The organism is Pseudochelatococcus sp. B33 (assembly GCF_053570585.1).
The window spans coordinates 108515-134226 of sequence record NZ_JBSEFH010000002.1; the positions used below are offsets into that span (position 1 = coordinate 108515).

The following is a 25712-nucleotide window of genomic DNA, read 5'->3' on the forward strand; positions in this document are numbered from 1 at the left end:
TCAGCCCTCCACGAAGATGAGCGCGGGCGTTTCCAGAAGGGCGCGCAGGCGCTGGATGAAGCTCGCCGCGTCCCAGCCGTCGATGACGCGGTGGTCGAAGCTCGACGACAGGTTCATGATCTTCCTCGGCACGAACGTGCCGCCGTCCCAGACCGGCCTGACGGCGATCTTGTTGACGCCGACGATGGCGACCTCGGGATGGTTGATCACCGGCGTCGAGACGATGCCGCCCATCGGGCCGAGCGATGAGATGGTGATGGTCGAGCCCGAAAGATCGTCGCGGCTCGCGGTGCCCGCCTTCGCCGCCTGTGACAGGCGGTCGAGCTCGATGGCGCAGTCCCACAGGTCGCGCGCCTCCGCGTGCTTCACCACCGGCACGACGAGGCCCGCAGGCGTCTGCGCCGCGATGCCGATATGAATGCCGGCATGGCGATGGATCACGCTGGCCTCGTCGTCGAAGCGGGCGTTCATCTGCGGATGGTCGGCAATGGCGCGCACCAGCGCCCGCATCAGGAAGGGCAGGATAGTGAGGCGTGGCTGCTCGGGCTTCTTGTCCTTGTTGAGCGCGGTGCGCAGATCCTCGAGCGCGGTCACGTCCACCTCTTCCGCATACATGATGTGCGGAATGCGCGACTTCGACAGCGCCATCTTCTCGGCGATGCGCCGGCGCAGGCCGATGACGCGGATCTCCTCCACCCCGGTGCGCGGCGAAAGCCCCGGCCCGCGCGCGGGCGCGGTCTGGCCGCCGCGGGCAATGAAGCCGTCGAGGTCTTCATGGGTGATGCGGCCGGCGGGGCCGGAACCCGCCACCTGCCGCAGGTCGACGCCGGCCTCGCGGGCGCGCTGGCGCACGGAGGGCGCGGCCAGCGGCTTCTCGCCCTCGGGCCGGGGAGCGGCCGTTACCGCGGCTGCGACGGCCGTCTTGGGAGCCGCCTTGGAGGCGACCTTGGCGGCGGGAGCAGGCGGTTTCGGCGGCTGCGGCCGGGCGGCGGGTGCCGGTGCGGCGGCGGTTTCGGCGGCAGGCAATTCGGGGGCGGGCAATGCGACGGAGAGTGACTCGGCGGAAGCCCGCGCCTCGGGCACGGCCTCATCCGCCCCCACGTTGCCCTCTCCCTCGACCTTGAGGCGGATGAGCGGCGCGCCGATGGCGACCTTCGCGCCGATCTCCGCGCCGAGCCACAGCACCTCGCCGTGGACGGAGGAGGGGATCTCGACGGTGGCCTTGTCCGTCATGACGGCGGCGAGCACCTGGTCCTCGCGCACGAGGTCGCCGGGCTTGACCTGCCACTCGACGAGTTCGGCCTCGGCGATGCCTTCGCCGACATCAGGCATGCGGATCACGTATTCGCCCATATCAGCCCTCCCAATCAGCCTTCGATCGTCTGTACAAGCGCGCGGCCGACGCGGGCGGGGCCGGGGAAGTAGTCCCACTCCTGCGCGTGCGGGTAGGGCGTGTCCCATCCGGCGACACGGGCGATGGGGGCTTCGAGATGGTAGAAGCAGTGCTCCTGCACCAGCGCTGCGAGCTCGCCGCCGAAGCCCGAGGTCAGCGTCGCCTCGTGCACCACGACGCAGCGTCCGGTCTTGCGTACAGAGGCAACGATGGTTTCGAGGTCGAGCGGCAGCAGCGTGCGCAGGTCGATGACCTCGGCGTCGATGCCGGTTTCCTCGGCCGCCGCCTGCGCCACGTAGACCATGGTGCCGTAGGCCAGCACCGTGACGGCGGAGCCGGGACGTGCGACGGCCGCCTTGCCGAGCGGCACGGTGTAGTGCCCCTCCGGCACCTCGCCGGCCGGGTGCTTCGACCACGGCGTCACCGGCCGCTCGTGGTGGCCGTCGAAGGGGCCGTTGTAGAGGCGCTTGGGCTCCAGGAAGATGACCGGGTCCGGGTCCTCGATGGCGGCGATCAGGAGGCCCTTGGCGTCATAGGGGTTGGAGGGCACGACGGTTTTCAGGCCGGAGACGTGGGTGAACAGTGCCTCCGGGCTCTGGCTGTGGGTCTGGCCGCCGAAGATGCCGCCGCCCGTCGGCATGCGGATGGTGATCGGGCAAGTGAACTGGCCATTGGAGCGGTAGCGGATGCGCGCCGCCTCCTGGGTGATCTGGTCGTAGGCCGGATACATGTAGTCCGCGAACTGGATCTCGACGCAGGGCTTCAGCCCATAGGCCGCCATGCCGATAGCGGTGCCGACGATGCCGGATTCGCTGATCGGCGCATCGAAGCAGCGCGTCTTGCCGTATTTCTGCTGCAGCCCCTGGGTGCAGCGGAACACGCCGCCGAAATAGCCCACGTCCTCGCCATAGACGACGACGGTCCCGTCGCGTTCCATGGAGACGTCCATGGCGCTGCGCACGGCCTCGATCATCGACATGCGGGCCAAAGCTGTCCGGGTCATGACTCAAACCCCCGTCTGCTGGCGCTGGCGCACGAGATGCGGCGGCATTTCGGCATAGACGCCCTCGAACATGTCGCGCACCGAAGGCTTGCCGCCGGAATGCAGCGTGCCGGAGCTCTCGGCCTCCTTCTGGGCGGCGATGACGGTATCGAGGATTTCCGCCTCCGTCTGCTTGTGGCGATCCTCGGACCACACCCCGCGCAGGATGAGGTGGTTCTTGAGCCGGATGATGGGGTCGCCGAGCGGCCAGGCGTCGGATTCGTCCTTGGGGCGATAGGCGGACGGGTCGTCCGACGTCGAGTGCGCGCCCGCCCGGTAGGTGACGTATTCGATGAGGGTCGGCCCGAGATTGCGCCGCGCCCGCTCCACCGCCCATTTCGCCACGGCGTGAACCGCGAGGTAGTCGTTGCCGTCGACGCGCAGCGACGGCAGGCCGAAGCCGAGCCCGCGCGCCGCGAACGTGCCCGAGCCGCCGCGCGCGATGCCCTGGAAGGTCGAGATCGCCCACTGGTTGTTGACCACGTTGAGCACCACCGGCGCCCGGTAGGTGGAGGCGAACACGAGGCCGGCGTGAAAGTCCGATTCCGCCGTCGAGCCGTCGCCGATCCAGGCGGCGGCGATCCTGTCGTCGTTCATGATGGCCGACGCCATGGCCCAGCCCACCGCCTGCGGAAACTGCGTCGCCAGATTGCCGGAGATGGTGAAGAAGCCGTGCTCCTTCGATGCGTACATGATCGGCAGTTGCCGGCCCTTCAGCGGATCACGGGCGTTCGAGTAGATCTGGTTCATCATCTCGACGAGCGGATAGCCGCCCGCGATCAGTAGTCCCGCCTGCCGATAGGTGGGGAAGTTCATGTCGCCGGGCGAGAGCACCTTGCGGAAGGCGCAGGAAATCGCCTCCTCGCCCAGATGCTGCATGTAGAAGGAGGTCTTGCCCTGGCGCTGGGCGATCTGCATGCGCGCGTCGAAGGTGCGCAGCGTCATCATGTCGCGCATGCCGACGAGCAGTTCCTCGTCGGTGAGCAGCCCCGCCCACGGCCCCGTCGCCTCGCCTGAACGGTTCAGCACGCGGATGATGGAGAAGGCGAGATCGCGGATGTCCTCGGGGTTGACGTCGATGTCGGGACGCGGCACCGCGCCCGCCCTGGGGATGCGCACGTTGGAGAAATCCGGCGCGCCGCCGGGGCGCACCTCGGGTTCCGGCACATGCAGGCTTAGCCGCCCGCCGCCGGACGCCGCCGGCACCGACCTCACCGTCATGGTCGCTCCCCTTCTGTTTCCAAGCCTTGTTTGTTCCAAAGCGTTGTTCACCGGCATCGCTCATGAACGGGATGCCTTGCCCGTCATAGTATCCCGGCCATTGTCCAAGTCCAGACGGCGTGGACGGGCGCAGCCAAAATAACAATAAACCATGAGCCCGGAGGCCGGCGCGCGGAAGATTGTTACGGCACGCACCCCTCACGCTTTCCGTTGGATGCCGTTGTAACCATTGACGTGCGGAGACGCACGGCCCGCGCCGGAGACGCGCTGTCCGGCGGCGAGCGCGCTTGCGAGGCTTGTGCTTCGCCATACTATGTTTCGCACATGCAGCAATCGGCGCATGCAAGGCAGCCCTCTCCGCCGCCTCGCGCACTCATGAGGACGATCATCATGGCGACCCTGTTCGATCCCGTAACCGTTGGCGATTTGACCCTGCCGAACCGCATCGCGCTCGCGCCGCTCACCCGCAACCGCTCGCCCGGCGCGGTGCCGACGGACCTGTCGGTGCTCTATTACACCCAGCGCGCGACCGCCGGCCTGCTGATCACGGAGGCGACCGCCATCACCCAGCAGGGACAGGGCTATGCCGACGTGCCGGGCCTCTACGCGCCCGAGCAGCTTCAGGGCTGGCGCAAGGTGACGGACGCGGTCCACGCAGCCGGCGGCCATATCTTCGTGCAGCTCTGGCATGTCGGCCGCATCTCGCATAACTCGCTGCAGCCCGGGGGCCAGGCGCCCGTCGCGCCCTCCGCCATCCGCGCGAAGGCGAAGACCTACCTGATCGACTCCGGCAGCAAGGACAAGTTCGCCGATGTTTCCGAGCCGCGGGCGCTCGAAGTCTCCGAACTGCCCGGCATCGTCGAAGATTACCGCAAGGCCGTGCGCGGCGCGATCGACGTCGCGGGCTTCGACGGCGTCGAGATCCATTCCGCCAACGGCTATCTGCTCGACCAGTTTCTGCGCTCGGGCTCCAACCATCGCACCGACGAATACGGCGGCAGCATCGAGAACCGCATTCGCTTTCCGCTCGACGTGACGCGCGCCATCGCCGAGGAGATCGGCGGCAAGCGCACCGGCATCCGCATCTCGCCCGTGACGCCCGCCAACGACGCCAGCGACCCCGACCCGCAGCCGCTGTTCGAGGCCTATGTGCGCGAACTCGCCAAGCTCGGCCTCGCCTACATCCATGTCGTCGAGGGTGCGACCGGAGGCGCCCGCGACTACCGGCAGGGGGATGCGCCCTTCGACTACGCTGCGCTCAAGGCCGCCTACCGGGAGGCCGGCGGCGCAGGGGCGTGGATCGTCAACAACGGCTATACGCGGGATCTGGCGCAGGCGGCGATCACGGAGGGCAGGGCGGATCTCGTCACGTTCGGCAAGCCCTTCATCGCCAACCCCGATCTTGTGCGCCGCTTCCGGGAGAACGCGCCGCTCAACGAAATCGTGCCGGATACGCTCTATGGCGGCGGCGAGCACGGATACACGGACTATCCGACGCTCGGCTGACCGAAAGGCGCAGGGGGAGAAGCGATGCGGATGCGCCGGTTCCGCTTCTCCCGGCTCGGGAGAAACGCGATCAGGCGCTGCGCCCGCGGGTCGCGATGCTGAATTCGCGAAACCAGATGAACAGTCCCGAGCCGACCAGGATCGGCAGGCCGATGAAGAAACTGACGTCTGGTCCTTGCGCGAACACGAGCCAGCTCACCAGCGCCATGAAGATCAGCTGCGTGTAGGTGAACGGCGCCAGCGTCGTGGCGGGCGCGAACAGGTGGCCCGCCGAGTAGAGGATATGGCCGAGCAGGCCCGCCGTGCCGATCAGCGCGCAGACGAACCATTCCGGCGCGGACTGCGGCCACGTCCACTGCTGGAAGGCGAACGGCAGGGAGAAGAGAAGGCCGACGAAGGACGCGTAGAACTGCTGCGTCACGTTGGAATCGACGCCGGCGAGCTTGCGGGTCAGGATGGCGTAGACCGCCAGCATCACCGCCACTCCCAGCGAATAGAGCATCGCCGGATGGAACGGGACGGAATCCGGATTGATGATGATGAGCACGCCGACGAAGCCGGCGATCACAGCTATCCATCGCTGCCAGTCGATCCGCTCCCCGAGGGCAAATCCCGACAGCAGGCAGATGATCAGCGGCGAGGAGAACGCGATCGAGCCGGTGATCGTCATGGGCAGATGCCGCAGCGCCATGAAGTTGAGCCCGGTGATGGTGATCATGCTGACCGCGCGCGCGACCTCGAGCTTCAGCGATTGCGTGCGCACCACCGCGAGGCCGTGGCGGGGCAGGAAGATGAGCGTCAGCACGATGCACGGAAGCAGGAAGCGGACGAAGATGGACTGCCCCGCGCCGAAGCCGTTTAGCAGCAGCCATTTCGCGGACGAATCGACGCCCGTCATCGCCATCGAGCCGGCGATGACGAGCAGGATGCCGACCCCCCGCCGGTCGGGATTGGGCGCGTTCGCGGCACGATCCCGCGCCGGCTGCGTCGGTTCTCCGGCAGCCGCGCCGGGCGCGGATGAACGGTCGGGGGAGGAAGGATCCTCGGCAGGCGTGGTCAAAATAGCAACTCTGCTCGATCGTGGCTGGACAGGGTGTTAAGGGGATGGGGAGGGAGACGGGACCGCCCGCCGGCGCACAATACACGCTCGGCAGCGGGGCTGCACTTGCAGCTCTTGCAACCCTGCCTGCACTATAAGTAGGCAGCCGCCAGGGGTCGTATCCGGCCTCCCTGGGCAGTTTCCCCGAATATCGGGCAAGCCCACACGGCGCGGTCCGTTGCGTGTCCGCCGCCCTATCTCTTTGTCAATCCATCCGATTCATCCGAAAAGGCGCCCATCCAGGTCCGAAGCCGCAGGCCCCGTCCACGGTCGCCGGCAGCCCGCGGACGGAGAGGCCGGCGACCGGAAGGGAAAAATAGATGTTCAGTATTCGGCAGCGGTTCGGAATTGTGCTTGAACCTCATCTTGAGACGCGGCATGTAAAGAATATGACATATTGGTCGAAGCTGGAGGTCAACGCATGAGCAGTGATGTCGGGCAGGTCTTGAGCAAGGCGGGGCTCATCTCGGTGACGGCCGACATCGTCGCCGCGTATGTGGCGAACAACAGCCTGCCTCCCGCCGAGGTGTTGCAATTCATCGAGGGGGTCCACGCGACGTTCTCGCGGCTCCAGCGCGGCGAGGAAGCCGAAACCGCGCCTGCGCCCGCAGCCGCCGCGGATGCCGCGCCGGCTTCGAGCCCGTCCGCCCCGCCGGCCGAGGCGGCCGAGGAAGTGCCGGAAAAGCCGCTGCCGACGCGCCAGGTCGACGAGGAACTGTTCCGCAAGGCGCAGCTGCGCAATCCGCCCAACGCCCTCGATCCCAGGACGGGCGCGCTGCAGCCGCTCGATTTCGAGGAACTGGTGCCCGACGAGGAAGGCTACGTCTTCGACCCCGCCTGGATCGACCCGGATATCTACGTCGACCAGAAGCCCATCGTGCCGGTGGAAAAGACCGTCAAGGCCGATAGCATCATATGCCTGGAGAACGGCAAGGCGCTCAAGGTGCTCAAGCGCCATCTCGACACGGAATTCGGCCTCACGCCCGACGCCTACCGGCGCAAGTGGGGCCTGTCGGACCACTATCCGCTGGTCACCCACGCCTTCAGCACCTCGCGCTCGAAATACGCCCGCGAGCAGGGGCTGGGCAAGACGCGCAACCGCAGCCGATGAGCCCGCCTGCCCCGGCGATTCTGCCGGGATTCCGGGCCGTCGCGGCACTATACTTGCTCAATACCTGTGCAGCGGCGGCGCCCGGCGACGGGTTCGCCGCCGCCCCGCCCGCCGCGTGAGGGTGGCGAGGGCGTGCCTTCCCGCGCCGCCGGGACAGGGGGAAATCCGCGGCCGCGCCATGGCCTTTCCGACAAACGCAAAGGGCGCGCTTTCCGTCCCGAAAAGCACGTTCCATCAACGCCTTGAAGACGACCGGACGACACGCGGGAATGCCCGCGCGTCAGCGGCCCCAGCGGGCCCGTCGTCTGCGACAGCTCCGACTCATGAGGCGAATTTTAGCCTTTTTGATGGAAAAAATGCGCCCGATCGCAAAAAATTCATTACATGACGTAGAGGCAGGCAATTCTTTTCTCGGGCGACAGAATAAAGTTAAAATACAAAAATATATCTGCCATAAAAGATAAAATAAAAAGATGTTATTCATTAATTCTTGTCATATGCAAGGTTGACATGATTGGATGTGTGTGCATGATTGTCTCAGAAGATTGAAACTTGGATTTCCGATACTCGATCGGGAGTGGTGGATCTTTCCGCCGCCCGCATCGTTACTGGATCGTTGCGCGCTATGCCCGGTCCTGCCTGTGGGCGCTCCCGCGTCCCGTTATCGGGTCCAACCAGCAGAAGGAGAACGGCGGCTCGTGCCTCCCAAATTTTCAGTCCGGAACCTGTACAAAGTTTTCGGTTCGCGACCCGGCAAGGCGATCAAGCTGGCCGGCCGGGGAGTCGGTAAGGATGCGGTTTTCAAGGAAACCCGCTCGGTCGTGGCGGTGAACGACGTTTCGTTCGACCTCGCGGCCGGCGAGATCTTCGTGGTGATGGGGCTGTCCGGCAGCGGCAAGTCCACGCTGGTGCGGTGTCTCAACCGCCTGATCGATCCCACGCGCGGCTCGATCAGGGTCGACGGCGTCGAGATCGTCGACATCGACCGCGAGGCGTTGCGCCAGATACGGCTGCGCAAGATCTCGATGGTGTTCCAGCACTTCGCCCTTTTCCCGCACAAGACCGTCCTCGAGAACGCCGAATACGGCCTGAAGATGCAAGGGTGCAGCCCGGCGGAGCGGCGCGAGCGCGCGCTCAGTGCGCTCGACGCCGTCGGCCTCACCGACTGGGCGGACAGCATGCCCGAAGCCCTTTCGGGCGGCATGCGCCAGCGGGTGGGCATCGCCCGCGCGCTCGCCGTCAACCCGGAGGTGCTGCTGATGGACGAGCCCTTCGGCGCGCTCGACCCGCTGATCCGCGCCGAGATGCAGCAGGAGCTGCTGCGGCTGCGCGAGCGCTACAACTGCGCCATCGTCTTCATCAGCCACGACCTCAACGAGGCCTTGTCGCTCGGCGACCGCATCGCCATCATGAAGGACGGGCGTTTCGTGCAGGTCGGCACGGCCCATGACATCGTCACCAACCCCGCGGACGAGTACGTCGCCGCCTTCACGCGCGATGTCGACCGCAGCCGCGTGCTGCCCGCCGCCACCGTGGTGACGGCGCTCGAACCGCTGATCGCCGGCCACGACCGGGTGGCGGCGGCGCGCGAGCGGCTGGAGGAAGTGCCGCACAACAGCCTGCCGGTGGTCGACGGCGCCAACCATCTGATCGGCATCGTCGACGCGCAGAGCCTTTCCGACGCCCAGCCGCGTTCCGACGTGGCGGCCGCGATGAAGCTGGATGCGCACGCGGTGCAGGCGGATGCGCCCATCGTCGAGGTTTTCGAGCCCTGCGCCGCCGGCGACACGATCCCCGTGGTCAGCGCCAGCGGACGTTACAGGGGCGTGGTGGATCCGCTGCAGGTGTTCGCCGTGCTCGGCAAGAACGGCGTATCCGGCGAATCGGCCCAGTCCGGCCCGCCCGCCCCGGAGGAGGACGATGCCGGCCCCGATGCGTTGGCGGAGCCCGAGCCGGATCGCTCCGTCCCGGAACGCCCCGGCGGGGATGCCGGCGACCGCATCGCGCGGCTGAGCGCCTGAGCGCGGCCGTCCGCCCGGACGCTCGTCCGCACACATAACATGTCCCCGCCGCAGCGCCGCCGCCTTCGCGGCCGGTTGTCCCTGCGGGAAGCCGGATATTCGCGGGGCCGGACAGTACAGGAGGCCATGCCATGGCTACACCAGACCAGACCAGCGCCCAGACCGCCGCGGGGTCGGCGTTCGACGGCCTGCGCGAAACGCTCCTTTCCCTGCCCCAGGCGCTCGGGCTCGGCCCGGACGGCACGCTGCCGCTGGCGCAGTGGGTCAACCTCTTCGTGCGCGAGTGGCTCGTGCCCTATTTCCGGCCGACGTTCCGCGCCATGCAATGGCCGGTGGCGCGGGTGCTGGAGGGGTTCGAGGCCGGCTTGCAGGCCATTCCCTATCCGGTCTTCGTGCTCGTCTGCGCCATTGCCGTGTGGCGGGTGGTGGGGCGCGGCATGGCGATCTTCACCGCGCTGTCGCTGCTGCTGATCGTGTGGCTCAACATCTGGGCACCGACCATGACGACGCTCGCCATGGTGCTGACCGCCGTGCTGTTCAGCGCCGTGATCGGCATCCCGCTCGGGATACTGGCGGCGGGCAGCGACCGGTTCTCGGCCATCCTGCGCCCCGTGCTCGACGTGATGCAGACCATCCCGTCCTTCGTCTATCTGGTGCCGATCGTCATGCTGTTCGGCGTCGGGCTGGTTCCCGGCGTCATCGCCACCATCGTCTTCGCCCTGCCGCCGGTGACGCGGCTGACCAATCTCGGCATCCGGCAGGTCGACAAGGAGATGGTGGAGGCCGGCTACGCCTTCGGCTCGACGCGCCTGCAGGTCTTGACCGAGGTGCAGTTGCCGCAGGCGATCCCCACCATCATGGCGGGGGTGAACCAGACGCTGATGATGGCGCTCTCCATGGTGGTCATCGCGGCGATGATCGGCGCCGGCGGCCTGGGGCTCACCGTCTATACCGGCCTCGGGCGGCTCGACGTCGGCGCGGCGACGGTCGGCGGCATCGGCATCGTGCTCATCGCCATCATCCTCGACAGGTTCACCCAGGCGCTCGCCGTTCCCAAGACGCGCCGCAAGGGGGGCTGGACATTGCGAGGCTATTTGCAGCGCCTCTTAGCGCCGCACTCCGGGCAGGCCGCGTCGTCGCGGGCATAACGCATCAAACCAGGAAACAGGCACCGTTCTTTGGATGAATTTGATGCGTCGACAAAGAGATAGCGCGGCGGCGCCAACGCAGATTCCGTCCGCCGCGCTGGCTCCCGCGCCTCCGCCTCCTGCCTCCATCCGGCGGCCGACCGGTCGTCACAACCGCATGCCGGCTTGCGCGCAGAACTTTGCCGGCGCATGCAAACGATAAGGAACACCGGATGACATATTCCCTTCGCTCCTCCCTGTTCGGGTTGGCTGCGGGCATCGCACTCGCCGCGGCCGCGCTCGCGCCCGCAAACGCCCAGGACCTGCCCGGCCAGGGCAAGACCGTGAAGCTCGCCCAGCCCAGCTGGGACACCGACTGGTTCCCCACCCAGGTCTACGCCCGGGCGCTGACGGCGCTCGGCTATACCATCAGCGGCCCGACGACGCTCGACGTGCCGACCTTCTTCCAGGCGGTGAGCCAACGCGACGTCGATATGTGGACCAGCGGCTGGTTTCCGATGTATCAGCACTACATCGACCAGCTCCAGGCCGATCTGAGCATCGTCGGCACCGTCGCCGCCAACGGCGCCCTGCAGGGGTTCCTCGTCGACAAGAAGACGGCGGAAGAGCACAACATCAAGAACATTGCCGACCTGAAAAATCCGGAGATCGCCAAGCTGTTCGACACCGATGGCGACGGCAAGGCCGATCTCGTCGCCTGTCCGCCCGGCTGGCAGTGCGAGCAGGACATCGAGGAGCGCCTCGATGCCTTCGGGCTGCGCGACACGGTCACGCCCGTCAAGGCCGCCTATGCGGCGTCCATGGCGGACGTGGTCGGGCGTTTCAGCAACGGCCAGCCGATCATCTTCTACACCTGGACGCCGAACTGGACCGTCGGCACGCTGAAGCCCGGCGAGGACGTGGTCTGGATCGAGACGCCGGAATTGCCGAGCGCGCCGGAGAAGACGCCCGCCGTCGCCGGCGTGGCCGGCTGCGTCGCCGATCCGTGTCGCCTCGGCTGGGAGGTCGGCGACATCCGGCCGGTGGCCAATAACGCGTTCCTGGAGGAGAATCCGGCCGTGCGGAAGCTGCTCGAGGTCGCCTCGATCCCGATCGACGACATCCACGCCCAGAACGCCCGCATGCACGAGGGCGAGAACACCGACGCCGACATCGCCCGCCACGCGGATGAATGGATCGCCAACAACAAGGAGACGTTCGACGGCTGGATCGCCGAGGCCACGCAGGCGGCGGCGCAGCAGTGACGTCACGGTTCCGGTAGCCGGTGCGATCAGACAAGCAACGGCAAGGCCGGCGCGGCCGGCTCAATTCGGATCTTCGAGCATAACACGAAGAATGACGGACCCCGGCGGCAAGTTCCGCCGGGGTCATCGTATAGGTGAGGGCGCCCCTGCGGTCACGGCGCCCGCCAGCCGAGCAGGCGCAGCGCGTTCGCCGTGACGAGCACCGTGGCGCCGGTGTCGGCGAGGATCGCCGGCCACAGGCCGGTGATGCCGGCGATCGTCGTCACCAGGAATACCGCCTTGAGCCCGAGCGCCAGCGCGATGTTCTGCCAGATGTTGGCCATCGTCGCGTTCGAGAGCGCCAGCATGGCCGGGATGTCGCGCATGCGCGCATGCAGCGCCGCCGCGTCCGCCGTCTCCAGCGCCACGTCGGCACCGCCGCCCATGGCTATGCCGATATCGGCGAGCGCCAGCGCCGGCGCGTCGTTGATGCCGTCGCCCACCTTCGCCACCACCTCGCCCCCGGCCTGCAATTCGCGCACCACTCGGCTCTTGTCCTCGGGCAGCAGTTCGGCGCGGGCGGCGATGCCGAGTTCCGCCGCGATCGCATGCGCCGTGGCGGTGTTGTCGCCGGTCAGCATGACCGCCTTGACCCCCTGCGCCTTGAGCGCGTCGAGCGCCCGGCGCGCGTCGGGACGCAGTTCGTCGCGCAGCGCGATCAGACCCGCCACGCGTCCGTCCAGCACCAGAACCGACACCGTCTTGCCCTCGCCGTTCAGCGCATCGACGGTAGCGGCCTGTTCGTCGCCGAGGTGCACGTTGTCGAACGCCCCCTGGCCCAGTCCGCGCGGCGCGAGCAGCGCCGTCTCGCGGCCGGCGACGAGGCCGGCAATGCCCCTGCCCGCCAGCGCCTTCACCGATGCGGCCCGCCATTCCGGCAGACCCTCGGCACGCGCCAGAACGGCCTGCGCCAGCGGATGGCTCGACCCGCGCTCCAGCGCCGCCGCATAGGCGAGTACCGTGTCGGCGTCCGTCCCCGCCGCGATGACGTCGGTGACCACGGGGCGGCCGCGCGTCAGCGTGCCGGTCTTGTCGAAGGCGACGGCGGTCACGCGGCGCAGGCCCTCCAGCACGCCACCGCCCTTGATGAGCAGGCCCCGGCGCGCGCCCGCCGACAGGCCGGCGGCGATGGCCGCGGGCGTCGAGATCACCAGCGCGCAGGGGCAGCCGATCAGCAGCACGGCGAGGCCGCGATAGATCCACGTCACCCAGTCCGCGCCCGCCAGAAGCGGCGGCAGGGTGGCAACGAGCGCGCCCAGCACCAGTACGGCCGGCGTGTAGCGCGCGGCGAAGCGGTCGATGAAGCGCTCGGTCGGCGCTTTGGCCTCTTGCGCCTCCTCGACGAGCCGCACGATGCGGGCGATGGTGTTGTCGCCGGCGCGCGCCGTGACCTCGATGCGCAGCAGCGCATCGGTATTGATGGTGCCGGCGAACACGCGCTCGCCCGGCCCCTTGGCGACAGGCACGCTCTCGCCGGTCACGGGGGCCTCGTCGATGGCGCTTTCGCCCGCGAGGATGACGCCGTCGGCGGCGATGCGGTCGCCGGGACGGGCGGCGATGACGTCGCCGGGGAGAAGCGCGCCGGCCGGCGTCTCGCGCAAGGCACCGGCGCTCTCCTTCAGGGCGGTGTCGGGCACGAGGCGGGTGAGCCCCGTGATGCCGGCCCGCGCGCGACCGGCGGCGAAGCCCTCCAGCAGCTCGCCGATCATGAACAGCAGCACCACCATGGCCGCCTCCTCGGTGGCGCCGATGATGACCGCGCCGGCGGCCGAGATGCTCATCAGCGTCTCGATGGAGAAGGGCGAACCGGCCCGCGCGCCCGCCCATGCGTGGCGGGCAATGGGCACGAGGCCGACCGCGAGCGGCACGAGCCACGGCCATTGTCCGAGCCCTGGCGCGAGCAGTTCCGCCCCGAACGCCGCGACGAGCGCGAGCGCGCACAGGAAGACGAGCCGCGCCTTCGCCGTCCGCCACCAGGGAACGTCCTCCGGCAGGGCATGCGTGTGGGCGTAGGCGTGATCGAGCGGTTCCGCATGATCGTGATCGCCGTGCGCGTGCCCGTCATGGGCATGGTCATAGCCATGGGTTCCGGTGTCGCCGGCGTCGAAAGTGTAGCCCAGCGCCTCGACCTGCCGGCCGATGACGTCCCGGTCGCCGCCGCGCACGGTGAGAGCGCCGGTCACCGCCGACACGTCGACCTCGACGACGCCGGGCACGCGCGCCACCGCCCGCTCCACCTTGGCGGCGCAGGCGGCGCAGTCCATGCCGCCGACGCGATAGCGCACCCGTTCACCCAGCCCCACGGCCATTGTCGTTTCTCCGTTCCAGTACCATATCGGCGAGGATGCAACCTCCAGCGACTGGAGGATCAAGCACTTTCGGAGAGAGCAGATGGATATCGCGATCGGCGAATTGTCGCGGCGCACCGGCGTCAAGGTGCCGACGATCCGCTATTATGAGGAGATCGGGCTCCTCGCCGCGCCGCCGCGAAGCGAGGGCGGGCAGCGCCGCTATGACACCGCGGCCGTGCAGCGGCTCAACTTCATCAGGCACGCGCGCGAACTCGGGTTCGAGATCGACGACATCCGCGAACTCGTCGCCATGACGCAAAGCCCGCAGGCGTCATGCCATGCGGCCGACAGCATCGCGCGCAAGCACCTGGAGGACGTGGAGCGGCGCATCGCCAGGCTCACGGCGCTCAGGGGGGAGCTGACGCGCATGGTCGAGGAATGCGGCCACGGCCGCGTCTGCGACTGCCGGGTCATCGAGGTGCTGGCCAATCACGCGCTGTGCGCGGGCGAGCATCGGCCCTGACCCGCGCGGGCGCCGGTTTCGCGCTCAGGTTGCGGCGATCAGCGGCGTCTGCCCGGTCGTCAGATCGAGGTTGCGGAACAGCGGGCTGCCGTCCTCGTCGGCGCGGGTCTGCAGCAGCGCCCTGAGGCCGTGCGCGATGCGTCCGACATAGCCGAGATCGTTGATGAGCGAGCTGAGCTGCAGGCCGTCCAGCCGGTCGTCGCGGACGGCGGCGAAGACGTGGCTGCGGAAGCGGGTTTCGAACGCCTGCTGCTGGCGGTCGATTTCCGCGAGCCCGGCCTCCCAGCCCGGATCCTGCGGCCCGCGGCGGCCGAGTTCGCGTACGTCGTGCAGCAGGCAGATGAGATGGCGGCGCAGTTCGACATAGGCGTCGCGCGCCGGGGTGTCGGGGCCGCGCAGGTACTGGCCAAGGTTCTTCTGCAGGTGCTTGACGTCCTTCACCGTCTCGACAAGCTGCAGCGCCACCACCTGGCAGGCGACCCAGAACGCGCGCTCGCTGTCGTTGTCGGGCTGCTCGGCGCGGCCCATGAAGGCCAGCAGGTCGCTGTAGACGCCCTTGATATGGCGCTGGTAGAGCGTGTCGGCGTCGAGGTAGCCGTCGTCGGGCCGGGCATTGAGCAGGGCGGTGTCGTGGGTGACCTTGTCGAGCTCCTCCACCGGCAGGTAGAGTGCGTGGCAGACCACCTCGATCGACAGCCGCCCCAGATGCTGCAGCTCGCGTACGACGGCGCTCGCCGCCGTGTCGAAGGAACGCAGCGCCTGCCGGTTGAGATAGCGGGCGTGCGTGCGCTCGATCGCCACGGGGGGCGCGGCGGCTTCGAGTTCGGTGATGAGCACGTGCGGCTCGGGGATGTCGGGCAGCAGGCGCGTCAGCCAGTCGGCGAGCTGGCCGCGCAGGGGCCAGAACACCAGCACGCCCAGCGTGTTGAACAGCGTGTGGAAAATCGCCAGCATCATGAGGTCGTTGCCGCCGAAGCCGATGACGCCCGCGATCGTGTGCGTCAGCCAGACGAGGGGCGCGATGAGCAGCAGCGCCAGCGCCGCGGTGACGACGTTGAACAGTACATGGGCGAGCGCCAGCCGCTGGCCGCTGCGGTTGCCGCCGAGCGCCCCGGCAAGGCCCGTGGTGACGGAACTGCCGACATTGGCGCCGATGGCGATGTCCGCCGCCTGCGTCAGGTCCACCTGCCCGAGGGAGAGCGCGGTGAGCGTCAGCATCAGCGTGGCGTGGGTCGACTGCAGCACCAGCGTCAGCACCAGCCCGACGCCGGCGAACAGCAGGTGCCCGAGCACGCCCGGCACCTGATATTGCGTGAGGTCGAGGTTTTCGGTGACGGTGGAGAAGCCGCCCCGGATCTCGTCGATGCCGAGGAAGATGAAGGCGATGCCGAGCAGGATGCGCCCCGCCGCCTTGGCCTGCGGCCCGCGAAAGCTCGCCAGCACGCCGAAGATGACGAGCGGCAGCGCGAGCGGGCTCAGGCTGAAGTTCTGCCCGGCGAGCGCCAGGAGCCAGATGCCGGTGGTGGCGCCGAGATTGGCGCCGAAGATGATGGCGATGCCCGCCGCGAGGCCGATGAGGCCGGTGGAGATGAACGCGATCGTCATCAGCGACACCAGCGTGCTCGACTGCAGCACGGTGGTGCCGACGATGCCGATGCCGAGGCTGCGCCAGGGCGTGGAGGTGGAGCGCGCCAGCGTCGCCTCCAGCCGGTCGCCGGCAAGGTCGCGCAGGCCCTCCTCGAGGCACTGCATGCCGAAGAGGAAGAAGGCGAGGCCGGCGCAAAGCTGCATCCAGTGCGCGTTCGACCAGAAACTCCATGCCAGCGCCAGCGCCAGCAACACGACGACGACATTCGCCGCGTAGCGGCGCAGGCTTTCCCCCCTGCCGATGGCTTCAGTCATTTTGGCTCTTCCTCCCGGCGGACAGCGTTCTTATGGTCAAGCTACCGGGTATCAGAAACGCTGGCTATCGATAAAGCAGGAGGACGTCGTCCGACGGCGAGAGGGGCTGCAACGGCTCCGTCCGTCAGGGTGCCGCCGGCTGAAGCATGGGATAGGTGAACAGGCAGAAGTGCGCCGCATTCAGGCCGAAATGGGCCAGCACGGAAGCCTGAAGGCCGCCGTAGCGGTACGCCACGCCGTATCCGAGGCCCGCGAGACTCCCGAGGACGATCCATGGCCATCCGCCTGCGGCGTGCATCAGGCCGAACGCCGCCGCGGCAACCAGCAGGGCCACCGTATCGCCATGCGGGCGCTGCCTCAGCGCGCGGCTCAGCCCGCCCTGCAGATAGCCGCGCATGAAGGCTTCCTCCGTGACCGTCACGAGGAGCAGGTTGTTCAGCAGCCAGAGCCAGGCGGCGGACGGCCACTTGGGCGCCCATGCGACGATCCCCAGCAGGACGGCTGCGGCGAGGCAGGCCGCGACGGCGATCAGCATGCCGCCGAGGCCCGTCGCCAGCGACGCCCGCGGCGTGTGCCGGGGGCGTATCCACGGCAGGACGAGCAGCAGCCAGAAGCCGACCAGAGGCTTGTCGAGGTTGAGATACATCGTGAACGGCACGGCATCCGGGGTGAAGCGCTCCGGCCCGATCACGCGGGGATTGTGAAAGCCGGGCAGCCAGTGCAGGCTGAGAAGAACGGCGAGCGCGACGAACAGCGCGTGCCCCGCATGCCGCAGACGGGCGCTGCGATCCTGCCCGACGGCCCAGGCGGCGGCGAGAAGCAGCAGCAGCGGCACCGCCGCCGCAGATCCGAGCTGGCCGTTCACCGCTGCCGCGCCGTAGCCGACGGCCAGCAAGCCGACACTCAGCCATCGCGACATGGAAAACCATGCGGCCGGCGCCGCGAGAAAGATTGCAACCCACTGTAATATGATCATAATATTCAATATCTTGCATTGACGCGCATTGGCATCCGGAGCGCTGAATGTTTCGCCCCGGCCCGTTGCTCCGCCTTCAGGCGCGTATACGAGATTGCCGGCTTTGTCCATGACCGCCGGAGCGGACCGGGCGGGCGTTAGCCCAGCAGGTCGTAGAACATGCGCACCGACGAGACGGCGAGGAAGACGGCGAACGATGTCTGCAGCGTCCGGCGGGGGACGGTGTGGGCAAGGCGCGCGCCCACCGGCGCCATCGCCATGGTGAGTGGCACCAGCACCAGCACGCTGAGCCAGTTGAGGTAGCCGAGCGAGAACGGCGGCAGGCCGGGCACGCCCAATCCCGAGACGACATAGGTCAGCGCGCCGGGAATGGCGATGATGAAGCCGATGGCCGCGGCCGTGCCCACGGCGCGGCGGATGTCGTAGCCGACAGTCGTCATGATCGGCACGCTGAGGCTGCCGCCGCCGATGCCCATCAGCGCCGAGACGAGGCCGATGAGCATGCCCGAGCCCCATTTGAAGGCGCGGCTGGGAAAGTCGTCCCAGACGCGCGTGCCCTGCCCGCTGAAGGTCATCCGCAGCGCCATGAACAGCGCCACCGTGGCGAAGACGAAGCTGAGCACGCGCCCGTCCACACGGCCGCCGATCGCCGCCCCGGCCACCACGCCGATGGCGATGGGGATGCTCCAGCTTTTCAGCAGCCCGACGTCAATCGCGCCCCTGACGTAGTGGCTCCTGACCGACACGGCGGAGGTGGCGACGATGGTGGCGAGCGAGGTCGCGACCGCGATCTTCATGCGCAGCGTCTCCGCCACGTCGACGGCCGAGAGGATATGATAGAGCACCGGCACGATGACGATGCCGCCGCCGACGCCGAGCAGGCCTGCCATCAGGCCGCCCAGCAGCCCGGCGAAGGTGATGGCCGCGATCCAGAACAGGTATTGCGACCAGTCGCCCCCCAAAGACTCAAGCAGCATCGCCGCCACCCCCGTGAAAGAAATACGGCCCCATTGATACGATCGGCGCCGGAGGCGGGGCAATGCCATCTCCGCCTGCCACGGTTGCGCAAAACGGATACGGACCGCGCCCGGCGGCTCTCGCCCGTTCCCGGCCCTTGACCCGGCCCGGTCCTTGGCCCAGAAGAGCGCGGTCCGGGCGGCGGTCCGCCGCCGGATCTGTGGCATCGGAACCGAACTGGTCATGACTGCATGCGCCGAGGCCGTCGCTCCCTTCAAGGTGATGGCCGTTTACAAATTCGCCGATCTGCCGGACGCGGCGGCGCTCAGGACGCCGCTGGCGCGTTTCTGTTGCGCCCGCGGCATCCGCGGAACGCTCATTCTCGCTGCGGAGGGCGTCAACGGCACCGTCGCCGGCACGCCCGCGGCCATCGATGCGCTGGCGCGCTTCCTGCTGGCCGAGGGACCGTTCGGGGCGCGGCTCGACGGCGCCGAGATCAAGTACGCGTGGGCGCGGGAGATGCCGTTCCTGCGCATGAAGGTGCGGCTGAAATCCGAGATCGTGACGCTGCGTGCGCCCGAGGCCAACCCGGCGAGGGCCGTCGGCGCCTATGTCGAGCCGCCGGACTGGAACCGGCTCATCGCCCGCGACGATGTGGTGCTCGTCGACACCCGCAACGACTACGAGGTCGGGCTCGGCACGTTCCACCGCGCCATCGATCCGCAGACGGGCACCTTCACCGAATTCAAGGATTTCGTGGCGGCAAGGCTCGATCCCCGGCGCGACCGCAAGGTGGCGATGTTCTGCACCGGCGGCATCCGCTGCGAGAAAGCGTCGGCCTATCTGCTGGCGCAGGGCTTCGAGGAGGTCTACCACCTCAAGGGCGGTATCCTGGCCTATCTCGAACAGGTGCCGGCGGCCGACAGCCGTTTCGAGGGCGAATGCTTCGTGTTCGACGAGCGGGTGTCGGTCGGCCACGGGCTCGCCAGGGGCGAAGCGACGCTTTGCCGCGCCTGCCGCCGGCCGCTCACCGCCGCCGATCGCGCCCACCCGGCCTATCGCGAAGGCGTTTCATGCGCCTGGTGCGCCGGCGAGGACCGCAGGGAAGGGGCGGCGGAGCGTCAGCGGCAGGTGGAACTCGCCCGCAGGCAGGGCCTCGCCCACCTCGGCGACGGGGCGGCCTATGCCGCCGAGATCGGCAAGGCGCGCAAACGGCGGCGGGCGGAGCGGTCGCGCGCTTCCCGGCTCAAGGATTGACGGGGGGCGGCAGTAGGGGCGGGCGGCCGGCTGATTTTTGTGAATTTTACTCCCGCCCTGCGCCATCCTACGAAAGCGCGATTCACCCACGATTCATTTTGGTCTATTGTTATGGTTATTTGTATGGCAATGACCGGCGCGCCTCGCCAAGTCGCCCGGAGGGTCAGGAGAAGCCAGTTTATGAGACGTCCGTCTCGGTCGTTTACTGTCGAGGTCAAGCGTTCACGTTCGCGCGCAGGCGAGGCTTCCAAAGCAGATACCAAGGAAAAATACGCTGAGAGGCCCTCCGTGGCGGTGTCCGCGCCGCTGTCGTGGGGAGACCTGATCAGCCGTGTCTCGGAGGAAGTCACCGCCAAGGCGGATCAGCCGCCCATCGGGTTCTGGCCCGGTGTGGATGACGCGTCGGGGGCGAAGGGTCCGGCCCCGTCCGAGGCCGGCGCAGCCGGTCCGCGGGAAGTGTCACAGGAGGCCGGGACATCCCGGTCTCGCGTCCTGCCGTCGCTGCTGCCGCTTGCGATCCCGCTGTCCGAACGCAAGTTGAGTGTCGATTCCGGCGCCGCCGATTCGCGCTCATCCCCCCGTTCGCGGCTGCCCAAGCCGGGCCCGCGCCAGACGGGCGCGCCGCCGACGGAGCTGCTGCGCCCGCCCGCCGCCGATGATGCACCCGCGCCGCGGGAGGATGCGCGTTCCGCCGCCCCCGGCACCTTCGATGCCGGGCAGATACGGGCAGTTGTCGAGGAGCACCTGCGCCGCCGGTCCGCGGCGGGGGAGGGGCCGGTCGCGCCTGCCGCCGGCGAGCGCGGCCCCGCGGCCGAGGTCGACGCCCGCCCCACCGGCCGACATCGCCGCGAGGACTTCTGGAAGCGCCGCCTTCGCTCCTATGCCGCGCGCGGCTAGAGCATCAAACCATCGGCGAGGATAGGCAACGCCGTCAGTCGGGGCGCGGTTCGACGGGCACGTTGTCGATGAGGCGCACGTCGCCGAGCCAGGCGGCGGCCAGCAGGCGCGCGGGCGCATCGGCGCGCGGCAGGGGGCTGAGGTCGTCCTCGCGCCGCAGCTCCAGGTATTCCACCGATGCGAAACCGGCCGCGACGAGCGCCTCGCGCGCCTCCGCCGTCACGGTTTGCGCGTCCTCTCCCGCCGAGAGCCGGCCGGCGGCAGCGGCGAGCGCGCGGGCGAGGCCCGCCGCCGTCTCCCGCTGGGCGGGGGTGAGGCGGCGGTTGCGCGACGACATCGCCAGCCCGTCGGCCTCGCGCACGGTGGGATGGGCGTGCACCTCAACCGGCATGTCGAGATCGCGGACGAGCCGCCGGATGACCTGCAACTGCTGGAAATCCTTCTCGCCGAACAGCGCCACGTCCGCTCCCGTCTGCAGCAGCAGCTTGGTGACGACGGTGGCGACGCCGTCGAAATGGCCCGGCCGATGCGCCCCGCACAGCCCCTCGCTGACGCCCGCGACCGACACCGTGGTGGCGAAGCCCGGCGGATACATCGCCCCGACGTCCGGCGCATAGAGCACGTCGACGCCGAGCGGTGCGAGCTTCGCCGCGTCGTCCTTCTCGGTGCGCGGATAATCGGCGAGATCGCCGGCGTTGTTGAACTGCTTCGGGTTGACGAACAGCGTCACCACCAGCCGCCCGGCGAGCCCGCGCGCCGCGCGCACCAGCGCGAGATGCCCCTCGTGCAGCGCCCCCATGGTCGGCACCACGGCGATCCGCTCGCCCGCGCGCTTCCAGCGGGAAACCACCGAGCGCAGCGTCGACGGCGCGCGGACGATGGCGATGCTCATGCCGCCCCTCCGGCCCGCCGGGAGGGGGCGCCGAGGGTCTGCGGCGTGGCGCCGAAGAGGTGCTCCGTTGCCGGGAAGCGGCGCGCGCGCACATCGGCGGCATAGGCGGCGATGGCCGCATCGGCGTCGCGCCCGAGTTCGGCGTAGCGTCTGACGAAGCGCGGCTTGAAGTCGGTGAACAGGCCGAGCACGTCGTCGACGACGAGGATCTGCCCGTCGCAGGCCGGCGAAGCGCCGATGCCGATGGTGGGAATCGGTATCGCCCGCGTGATCTTTTCGGCCAGCGGCGCGGTGATCTTCTCAAGCACCACGGCGAACGCGCCGGCTTCCGCCGCCGCCTGCGCATCGGCGAGAACGCGCCCGGCATCCTCGCCCCGGCCCTGCACCACATAGCCGCCGAAGGCGTTGACCGCCTGCGGCGTGAGCCCGACATGGGCCATCACCGGAACGCCGCGCCGGGTCAGGAAGCGGATCGTGTCGGCCATGGCGATGCCGCCCTCAAGCTTCACGGCGGCGCAATCCGTCTCCGCCATGAGGCGGGCGGCATTGCGAAAGGCCTGCTCGGAGCTTTCCTCATAGGAGCCGAACGGCATGTCGACCACGACGAGCGCCCGGGCCACCCCGCGCCGCACCGCCCTGGCGTGCATGATCATCATGTCGAGGGTGACGCCGAGCGTCGAGGGCAGGCCGTGCAGCACCATGCCGACGCTGTCGCCGACCAGCACGACGTCGCAATGGGCGTCGACCATGCGCGCCACCGGCGTGGTATAGGCCGTCAGGCAGACGATCGGCTCCGCCCCCTTGCGGGCGGCGATGTCGGGGGGTGTCAGGGGTTTCGACCGTGCCGTGCCGGCCGGTGTGGTTTCGGATGGTCTTTCGACGCTCATCGCGCGGTGCTCCTCCCCAAGAGGCTTTTCCTTGCCAGGACTTTCCTCACCAGGACTTTCCTCACCAGGACTTTTTTCTCGCCGGGATTTTTGCGCAGGCCCTGTTTTGCTGGCTGCAATCCCTCTCCCGCAAGGAGATAGCCCCCGCCACGGCGGCGCGCAAGGGAATACGCAAGCCGCCTGCCGGGGGCGCCTGCGGGCGCGGGAGCAGGGCGGCTCATTCGCGCGACGAATAGCGCCGGATCAGCCGCCGCGCCGCCCGCCACAGCGGCGGCGGGATGTGGCGGTAGGTCAGATGCGCCAGATGCAGCAATTGCCTGTGCTGCGACCAGAAGGCCGCCATCGGTATCGAGAAGGGATTGCTCGCCTGGCCGAAAGCCGCTTTCGACAGGGCACGCAACGCGTCGGCGTCGAGCGGCGCGCCGTCTCGCCCGGCAGCGGCGGCGCGGATGAGGGGAACAGCCTCCATGGCGCTTGCCACGAAGCCCTGCCGCTCGCAGACATGAGCGAACAGCCGCTCGGCGGCGTGGGCCGCCGTGCCGTCGAGCTGGGAGCTCTCGGCCTCGAACAACCCGTCGAGCGCCGGCGAGCGGAAGGGCGCCAGTGCCTCGGCGCGGAACCAGAACATGGTGCTGGCGGCGAAGCGACCCTCCTCCAGCGCCGCGATCGGCGTATCGAGGCCGAGCGTCGTCAGCATGGTCTTCATCGGCCGTTCGTTGAGCGCCAGCCGCCCCAGCAGCGGCAGCAGATGCCCCTCCGGCGCGATCAGGCCGAGAGCGGGTTCATCGCACAGCAGGGTCCAGGCGCTTGGACCATCGACGCTCGAGCCATCGAAGCCTGGGCCATCGATGCTGGAGCCATTAATGCTCGGGCCGTCGGTGTCCGGCCCCTTTCCGTCGGCGGCGGGGCCGGGATCGCACGCCAGCAGCGAACCGGTGACGAACCGCCGCCACTCCGCGCCATCGTCTCGGTGGGGCGAGCGCTTGGTGTGCAGCTTCAGGCCGATCTCATAGGGTGGCAGATCGGCGCGCAGCGCAGTCAGGAACGGCAGCACGTCGCGACCGCGGTTCTCGACCACGATTTCCTGATAATGGGCGAGGTGGGGCGTCTGCAGGCGCGCCTGCGGCGCTTGGCCGTTGTGGGTCACCACCAGGCCGAAGGGCCGGCCGAACGCCTGCGCGATCTCGCGCGCCATCTCCTCCCAGATATCGGGATAGTGCACATGCACGAAGATCAGCGGCGGAGGCGCGGACGCGGCGGCGGTCATCGTCAGGCCCCGAGCTTGGCGAGGCAGCGGGCGACGCCGTCCCGCCAGTCCGGCAGCCGGTGGCGGAAGGTCGCGGCGAAACGGCCGCTGTCGAGGCGCGAATTGGCCGGGCGCCGGGCGGGCGTCGGATAGTCGGCGGTGGTGATGTCGTCGACGATGACCGAGGGACCGCCGCGCGCGGCCGATTGCCGGAAGATCTCGCGCGCGAAATCCGCCCAGCTCGCCTCGCCCCGGGCGGTGAAATGGAACACGCCGCGCCAGTCGCCGCCGCCGGGCGCGGCGACGATGGCGCGCGCCGCCACCAGGATCGCCTCGGCGATGTCCGGCGCATAGGTCGGCGCGCCGAACTGGTCGGCGACGACGCCGACGCGCTCGCGCTCGCCCGCGAGCCGCAGCATGGTCTTGAGGAAATTGTTGCCATAGGGGCTGTAGACCCAGGCCGTGCGCAGGATCGCATGGGCCGGATTGGCCGCCGCGACGGCCTCCTCGCCGGCGAGCTTCGATGCGCCGTAGACGTTCTGCGGATCGGTCGGGTCGCTCTCGCGCCGCGCGCCCGCCTCGCGGCCGGAGAAGACATAGTCCGTTGAGACGTGCACCACGGGCAGGCCGGCCGAGGCCGCCGCGCGCGCCACGTTCCCGGCGCCGTCGCGGTTGACCCGGAACGCCTGCTCCGCCTCGCTCTCGGCCCGGTCGACGGCCGTATAGGCGGCGGCGTTGACGACGATGTCGGGCGCATGGGCCGCAATCGCGCGCGCGAGTGACGCGGCGTCGGTGATGTCGAGATCCGGCCGGCCGAGCGCCACCACCGTCACGCCCCGGCCGGCTTCCTCTCCCGAGAGAGACGGATCTCCCGGGAGAGCCTGAAGCGAGCGGGCGAGCTGTCCGTCGCGGCCGGTGACGAGGAGCTTCATCACGCCGCGCCTTTCGCCGCCTCGGAGCCGGCCTTGACGCCGGGCCGGCGCACGCCGAGGCGCTCGCCGGCATAGCGCTGGCGGATCGGCCGCCACCACGCTTCGTTGTCGAGATACCACCGGACCGTACGGCCGAGCCCGGTCTCGAACGTCTCCTGCGCCCGCCAGCCCAGCTCGCGCTCGATGCGCGAGGCGTCGATGGCGTAGCGCAGGTCGTGGCCGGGGCGATCAGTGACGAAATCGATCAGGGTGCGGCGCGAACGCCCGTCCGCCAGCGGCGACAGCCGGTCAAGCTCGTCGCAGATCGCCTCGACCACGGCCAGATTCGAGCGCTCGTTGCGGCCGCCGATGTTATAGGAGCGGCCGGGCTCTCCCCGGGTCACCACGCATTCGAGCGCCCGGGCGTGGTCCTCGACGTAAAGCCAGTCGCGCACGTTCTCGCCCCGGCCGTAGACCGGCAGCCGCCTGCCCTCCAGCCCGTTGAGGATGACGAGCGGAATGAGCTTTTCCGGAAAGTGGAACGGCCCGTAGTTGTTGGAGCAGTTCGACAGCACCACCGGCAGGCCATAGGTGTGATACCACGCCCGCGCCAGATGGTCGGACGAGGCCTTTGACGCCGAATAGGGCGAGGAGGGGGCGTAGGGCGTGTCCTCGGTGAACAGCGAATCGCCGAGCGGCAGGTCGCCGTAGACCTCGTCGGTGGAGATGTGGTGGAAGCGGAAGGCCTCGCGTCGCATGGCCGGCAGTCCGCTCCAATAGGCGCGCGCCGCTTCCAGCAGGGTGTAGGTGCCGACGATGTTGGTGCTGATGAAATCGCCCGGCCCGTCGATGGAGCGGTCGACGTGGCTCTCCGCCGCCAGATGCATGATGGCGTCGATCTCGGCCGACTGCAGCAGGTCCCGCAGCAGGTCGCGGTCGAGGATATCGCCCTTGACGAAGCGGTAGCGCGGCGATCCCTGAATGGAGTCGAGCGACGACAGCGACGCCGCATACGTCAGTTTGTCCAGGTTGACGACCGAATGGCCTGTGTTCTCGATCAGGTGGCGGCAGACCGCGGAGCCGATGAAGCCTGCCCCTCCGGTGACGAGTATCTTCATATGGACCTCTCCGGGCCGCGGTACGCCTGCG

At 68.8% G+C, this 25712-nt stretch carries 21 protein-coding genes; 8 read left to right on the forward strand and 13 right to left on the reverse strand.

The window, feature by feature from the left end; all coding sequences use genetic code 11:
• Genes ACUSIJ_RS02385 through ACUSIJ_RS02395 form a run of 3 tightly spaced genes read right to left on the reverse strand, consistent with a single transcriptional unit; the run spans nucleotide 1 to nucleotide 3656 of the window.
• Complete coding sequence (locus tag ACUSIJ_RS02385; protein ID WP_449306761.1) at nucleotides 1-1353, reverse strand: dihydrolipoamide acetyltransferase family protein; 1353 nt, start codon at nucleotides 1351-1353, stop codon at nucleotides 1-3.
• 14 nt (nucleotides 1354-1367) lie between these two features.
• Complete coding sequence (locus ACUSIJ_RS02390; RefSeq protein WP_449306984.1) at nucleotides 1368-2381, reverse strand: alpha-ketoacid dehydrogenase subunit beta; 1014 nt, start codon at nucleotides 2379-2381, stop codon at nucleotides 1368-1370.
• A gap of 18 nt (nucleotides 2382-2399) precedes the next feature.
• Nucleotides 2400-3656, reverse strand: a complete 1257-nt coding sequence (locus ACUSIJ_RS02395; protein WP_449306762.1) for a thiamine pyrophosphate-dependent enzyme — start codon at nucleotides 3654-3656, stop codon at nucleotides 2400-2402.
• A 390-nt stretch (nucleotides 3657-4046) separates the two neighbouring features.
• Here ACUSIJ_RS02395 and ACUSIJ_RS02400 point away from each other — a divergent pair, with 390 nt between their 5' ends.
• The gene (locus tag ACUSIJ_RS02400) at nucleotides 4047-5162 is read left to right on the forward strand and encodes an alkene reductase (RefSeq protein ID WP_449306763.1); all 1116 of its coding nucleotides are present in this window, start codon (nucleotides 4047-4049) and stop codon (nucleotides 5160-5162) included.
• Between the two features lie 70 nt (nucleotides 5163-5232).
• On the opposite strand, the gene ACUSIJ_RS02405 is transcribed toward ACUSIJ_RS02400, so the two are convergent.
• Nucleotides 5233-6222 (reverse strand): DMT family transporter, encoded by a 990-nt coding sequence (locus ACUSIJ_RS02405; RefSeq protein ID WP_449306764.1) that lies wholly within the window; start codon nucleotides 6220-6222, stop codon nucleotides 5233-5235.
• 460 nt (nucleotides 6223-6682) lie between these two features.
• Between ACUSIJ_RS02405 and ACUSIJ_RS02410 the strand changes: the two genes are divergently transcribed.
• The 4 genes from ACUSIJ_RS02410 to proX all read left to right on the forward strand — a co-directional run bounded on the left by ACUSIJ_RS02410 (nucleotide 6683) and on the right by proX (nucleotide 11785).
• Nucleotides 6683-7372 (forward strand): MucR family transcriptional regulator, encoded by a 690-nt coding sequence (locus ACUSIJ_RS02410; RefSeq protein ID WP_449306765.1) that lies wholly within the window; start codon nucleotides 6683-6685, stop codon nucleotides 7370-7372.
• Nucleotides 7373-8070: 698 nt separating this feature from the next.
• Nucleotides 8071-9393, forward strand: a complete 1323-nt coding sequence (locus ACUSIJ_RS02415) for a quaternary amine ABC transporter ATP-binding protein (RefSeq protein WP_449306766.1) — start codon at nucleotides 8071-8073, stop codon at nucleotides 9391-9393.
• Between the two features lie 131 nt (nucleotides 9394-9524).
• Nucleotides 9525-10541 (forward strand): ABC transporter permease, encoded by a 1017-nt coding sequence (locus tag ACUSIJ_RS02420; protein WP_449306767.1) that lies wholly within the window; start codon nucleotides 9525-9527, stop codon nucleotides 10539-10541.
• Between the two features lie 212 nt (nucleotides 10542-10753).
• Entirely contained in the window at nucleotides 10754-11785 is a 1032-nt protein-coding gene (gene proX / locus ACUSIJ_RS02425) for a glycine betaine/L-proline ABC transporter substrate-binding protein ProX (RefSeq protein WP_449306768.1), read from the forward strand.
• Nucleotides 11786-11937: 152 nt separating this feature from the next.
• Here the strand turns inward: proX and ACUSIJ_RS02430 are convergent, their stop codons facing one another.
• Nucleotides 11938-14133: a heavy metal translocating P-type ATPase gene (locus ACUSIJ_RS02430; protein WP_449306769.1), complete on the reverse strand. Its 2196-nt coding sequence runs from the start codon at nucleotides 14131-14133 to the stop codon at nucleotides 11938-11940.
• Between the two features lie 82 nt (nucleotides 14134-14215).
• Here ACUSIJ_RS02430 and ACUSIJ_RS02435 point away from each other — a divergent pair, with 82 nt between their 5' ends.
• Nucleotides 14216-14638: a MerR family transcriptional regulator gene (locus ACUSIJ_RS02435; protein WP_449306770.1), complete on the forward strand. Its 423-nt coding sequence runs from the start codon at nucleotides 14216-14218 to the stop codon at nucleotides 14636-14638.
• 24 nt (nucleotides 14639-14662) lie between these two features.
• On the opposite strand, the gene ACUSIJ_RS02440 is transcribed toward ACUSIJ_RS02435, so the two are convergent.
• The 3 genes from ACUSIJ_RS02440 to ACUSIJ_RS02450 all read right to left on the reverse strand — a co-directional run bounded on the left by ACUSIJ_RS02440 (nucleotide 14663) and on the right by ACUSIJ_RS02450 (nucleotide 18493).
• Entirely contained in the window at nucleotides 14663-16540 is a 1878-nt protein-coding gene (locus ACUSIJ_RS02440) for a Na/Pi cotransporter family protein (protein WP_449306771.1), read from the reverse strand.
• A gap of 124 nt (nucleotides 16541-16664) precedes the next feature.
• Nucleotides 16665-17459, reverse strand: coding sequence for a CPBP family intramembrane glutamic endopeptidase (locus ACUSIJ_RS02445; RefSeq protein WP_449306772.1), 795 nt, complete (start codon nucleotides 17457-17459; stop codon nucleotides 16665-16667).
• A 194-nt stretch (nucleotides 17460-17653) separates the two neighbouring features.
• A complete protein-coding gene (locus ACUSIJ_RS02450; RefSeq protein WP_449306773.1) occupies nucleotides 17654-18493 on the reverse strand; it encodes a sulfite exporter TauE/SafE family protein in 840 nt (279 codons plus the stop codon).
• A gap of 223 nt (nucleotides 18494-18716) precedes the next feature.
• Between ACUSIJ_RS02450 and trhO the strand changes: the two genes are divergently transcribed.
• The gene (gene trhO, locus ACUSIJ_RS02455; RefSeq protein WP_449306774.1) at nucleotides 18717-19730 is read left to right on the forward strand and encodes an oxygen-dependent tRNA uridine(34) hydroxylase TrhO; all 1014 of its coding nucleotides are present in this window, start codon (nucleotides 18717-18719) and stop codon (nucleotides 19728-19730) included.
• A 288-nt stretch (nucleotides 19731-20018) separates the two neighbouring features.
• A complete protein-coding gene (locus ACUSIJ_RS02460; protein ID WP_449306775.1) occupies nucleotides 20019-20627 on the forward strand; it encodes a hypothetical protein in 609 nt (202 codons plus the stop codon).
• Nucleotides 20628-20661: 34 nt separating this feature from the next.
• On the opposite strand, the gene panC is transcribed toward ACUSIJ_RS02460, so the two are convergent.
• From panC to rfbB, 5 genes are all read right to left on the reverse strand, one after another.
• The gene (gene panC, locus ACUSIJ_RS02465) at nucleotides 20662-21519 is read right to left on the reverse strand and encodes a pantoate--beta-alanine ligase (RefSeq protein WP_449306776.1); all 858 of its coding nucleotides are present in this window, start codon (nucleotides 21517-21519) and stop codon (nucleotides 20662-20664) included.
• A complete protein-coding gene (gene panB / locus ACUSIJ_RS02470) occupies nucleotides 21516-22406 on the reverse strand; it encodes a 3-methyl-2-oxobutanoate hydroxymethyltransferase (protein WP_449306777.1) in 891 nt (296 codons plus the stop codon). The genes panC and panB overlap by 4 nt, the downstream gene beginning before the upstream one ends.
• A 217-nt stretch (nucleotides 22407-22623) precedes the next feature.
• Nucleotides 22624-23673 carry a rhamnan synthesis F family protein gene (locus ACUSIJ_RS02475; protein WP_449306778.1) on the reverse strand — a complete coding sequence of 350 codons (1050 nt, stop codon included), beginning with the start codon at nucleotides 23671-23673 and terminating at the stop codon, nucleotides 22624-22626.
• 2 nt (nucleotides 23674-23675) lie between these two features.
• Nucleotides 23676-24584 (reverse strand): dTDP-4-dehydrorhamnose reductase, encoded by a 909-nt coding sequence (gene rfbD, locus ACUSIJ_RS02480; RefSeq protein ID WP_449306779.1) that lies wholly within the window; start codon nucleotides 24582-24584, stop codon nucleotides 23676-23678.
• A complete protein-coding gene (gene rfbB, locus ACUSIJ_RS02485) occupies nucleotides 24584-25681 on the reverse strand; it encodes a dTDP-glucose 4,6-dehydratase (RefSeq protein ID WP_449306780.1) in 1098 nt (365 codons plus the stop codon). Before rfbB ends, rfbD begins: the two co-directional genes overlap by 1 nt.
• Nucleotides 25682-25712 lie beyond the last annotated feature (31 nt).

Coding starts and splice junctions, on each gene's coding strand:
- ACUSIJ_RS02475 (WP_449306778.1), bottom strand. CDS start 23,673: ATGACCGCCGCCGCGTCCGCGCCTCCGCCGCTGATCTTCGTGCATGTG.
- ACUSIJ_RS02395 (WP_449306762.1), bottom strand. CDS start 3,656: ATGACGGTGAGGTCGGTGCCGGCGGCGTCCGGCGGCGGGCGGCTAAGC.
- trhO (WP_449306774.1), top strand. CDS start 18,717: ATGACTGCATGCGCCGAGGCCGTCGCTCCCTTCAAGGTGATGGCCGTT.
- ACUSIJ_RS02400 (WP_449306763.1), top strand. CDS start 4,047: ATGGCGACCCTGTTCGATCCCGTAACCGTTGGCGATTTGACCCTGCCG.
- ACUSIJ_RS02430 (WP_449306769.1), bottom strand. CDS start 14,133: ATGGCCGTGGGGCTGGGTGAACGGGTGCGCTATCGCGTCGGCGGCATG.
- rfbD (WP_449306779.1), bottom strand. CDS start 24,584: ATGAAGCTCCTCGTCACCGGCCGCGACGGACAGCTCGCCCGCTCGCTT.
- ACUSIJ_RS02420 (WP_449306767.1), top strand. CDS start 9,525: ATGGCTACACCAGACCAGACCAGCGCCCAGACCGCCGCGGGGTCGGCG.
- proX (WP_449306768.1), top strand. CDS start 10,754: ATGACATATTCCCTTCGCTCCTCCCTGTTCGGGTTGGCTGCGGGCATC.
- rfbB (WP_449306780.1), bottom strand. CDS start 25,681: ATGAAGATACTCGTCACCGGAGGGGCAGGCTTCATCGGCTCCGCGGTC.
- ACUSIJ_RS02440 (WP_449306771.1), bottom strand. CDS start 16,540: ATGACTGAAGCCATCGGCAGGGGGGAAAGCCTGCGCCGCTACGCGGCG.
- ACUSIJ_RS02385 (WP_449306761.1), bottom strand. CDS start 1,353: ATGGGCGAATACGTGATCCGCATGCCTGATGTCGGCGAAGGCATCGCC.
- ACUSIJ_RS02435 (WP_449306770.1), top strand. CDS start 14,216: ATGGATATCGCGATCGGCGAATTGTCGCGGCGCACCGGCGTCAAGGTG.
- ACUSIJ_RS02410 (WP_449306765.1), top strand. CDS start 6,683: ATGAGCAGTGATGTCGGGCAGGTCTTGAGCAAGGCGGGGCTCATCTCG.
- ACUSIJ_RS02450 (WP_449306773.1), bottom strand. CDS start 18,493: ATGCTGCTTGAGTCTTTGGGGGGCGACTGGTCGCAATACCTGTTCTGG.
- ACUSIJ_RS02445 (WP_449306772.1), bottom strand. CDS start 17,459: ATGTCGCGATGGCTGAGTGTCGGCTTGCTGGCCGTCGGCTACGGCGCG.
- panC (WP_449306776.1), bottom strand. CDS start 21,519: ATGAGCATCGCCATCGTCCGCGCGCCGTCGACGCTGCGCTCGGTGGTT.
- panB (WP_449306777.1), bottom strand. CDS start 22,406: ATGAGCGTCGAAAGACCATCCGAAACCACACCGGCCGGCACGGCACGG.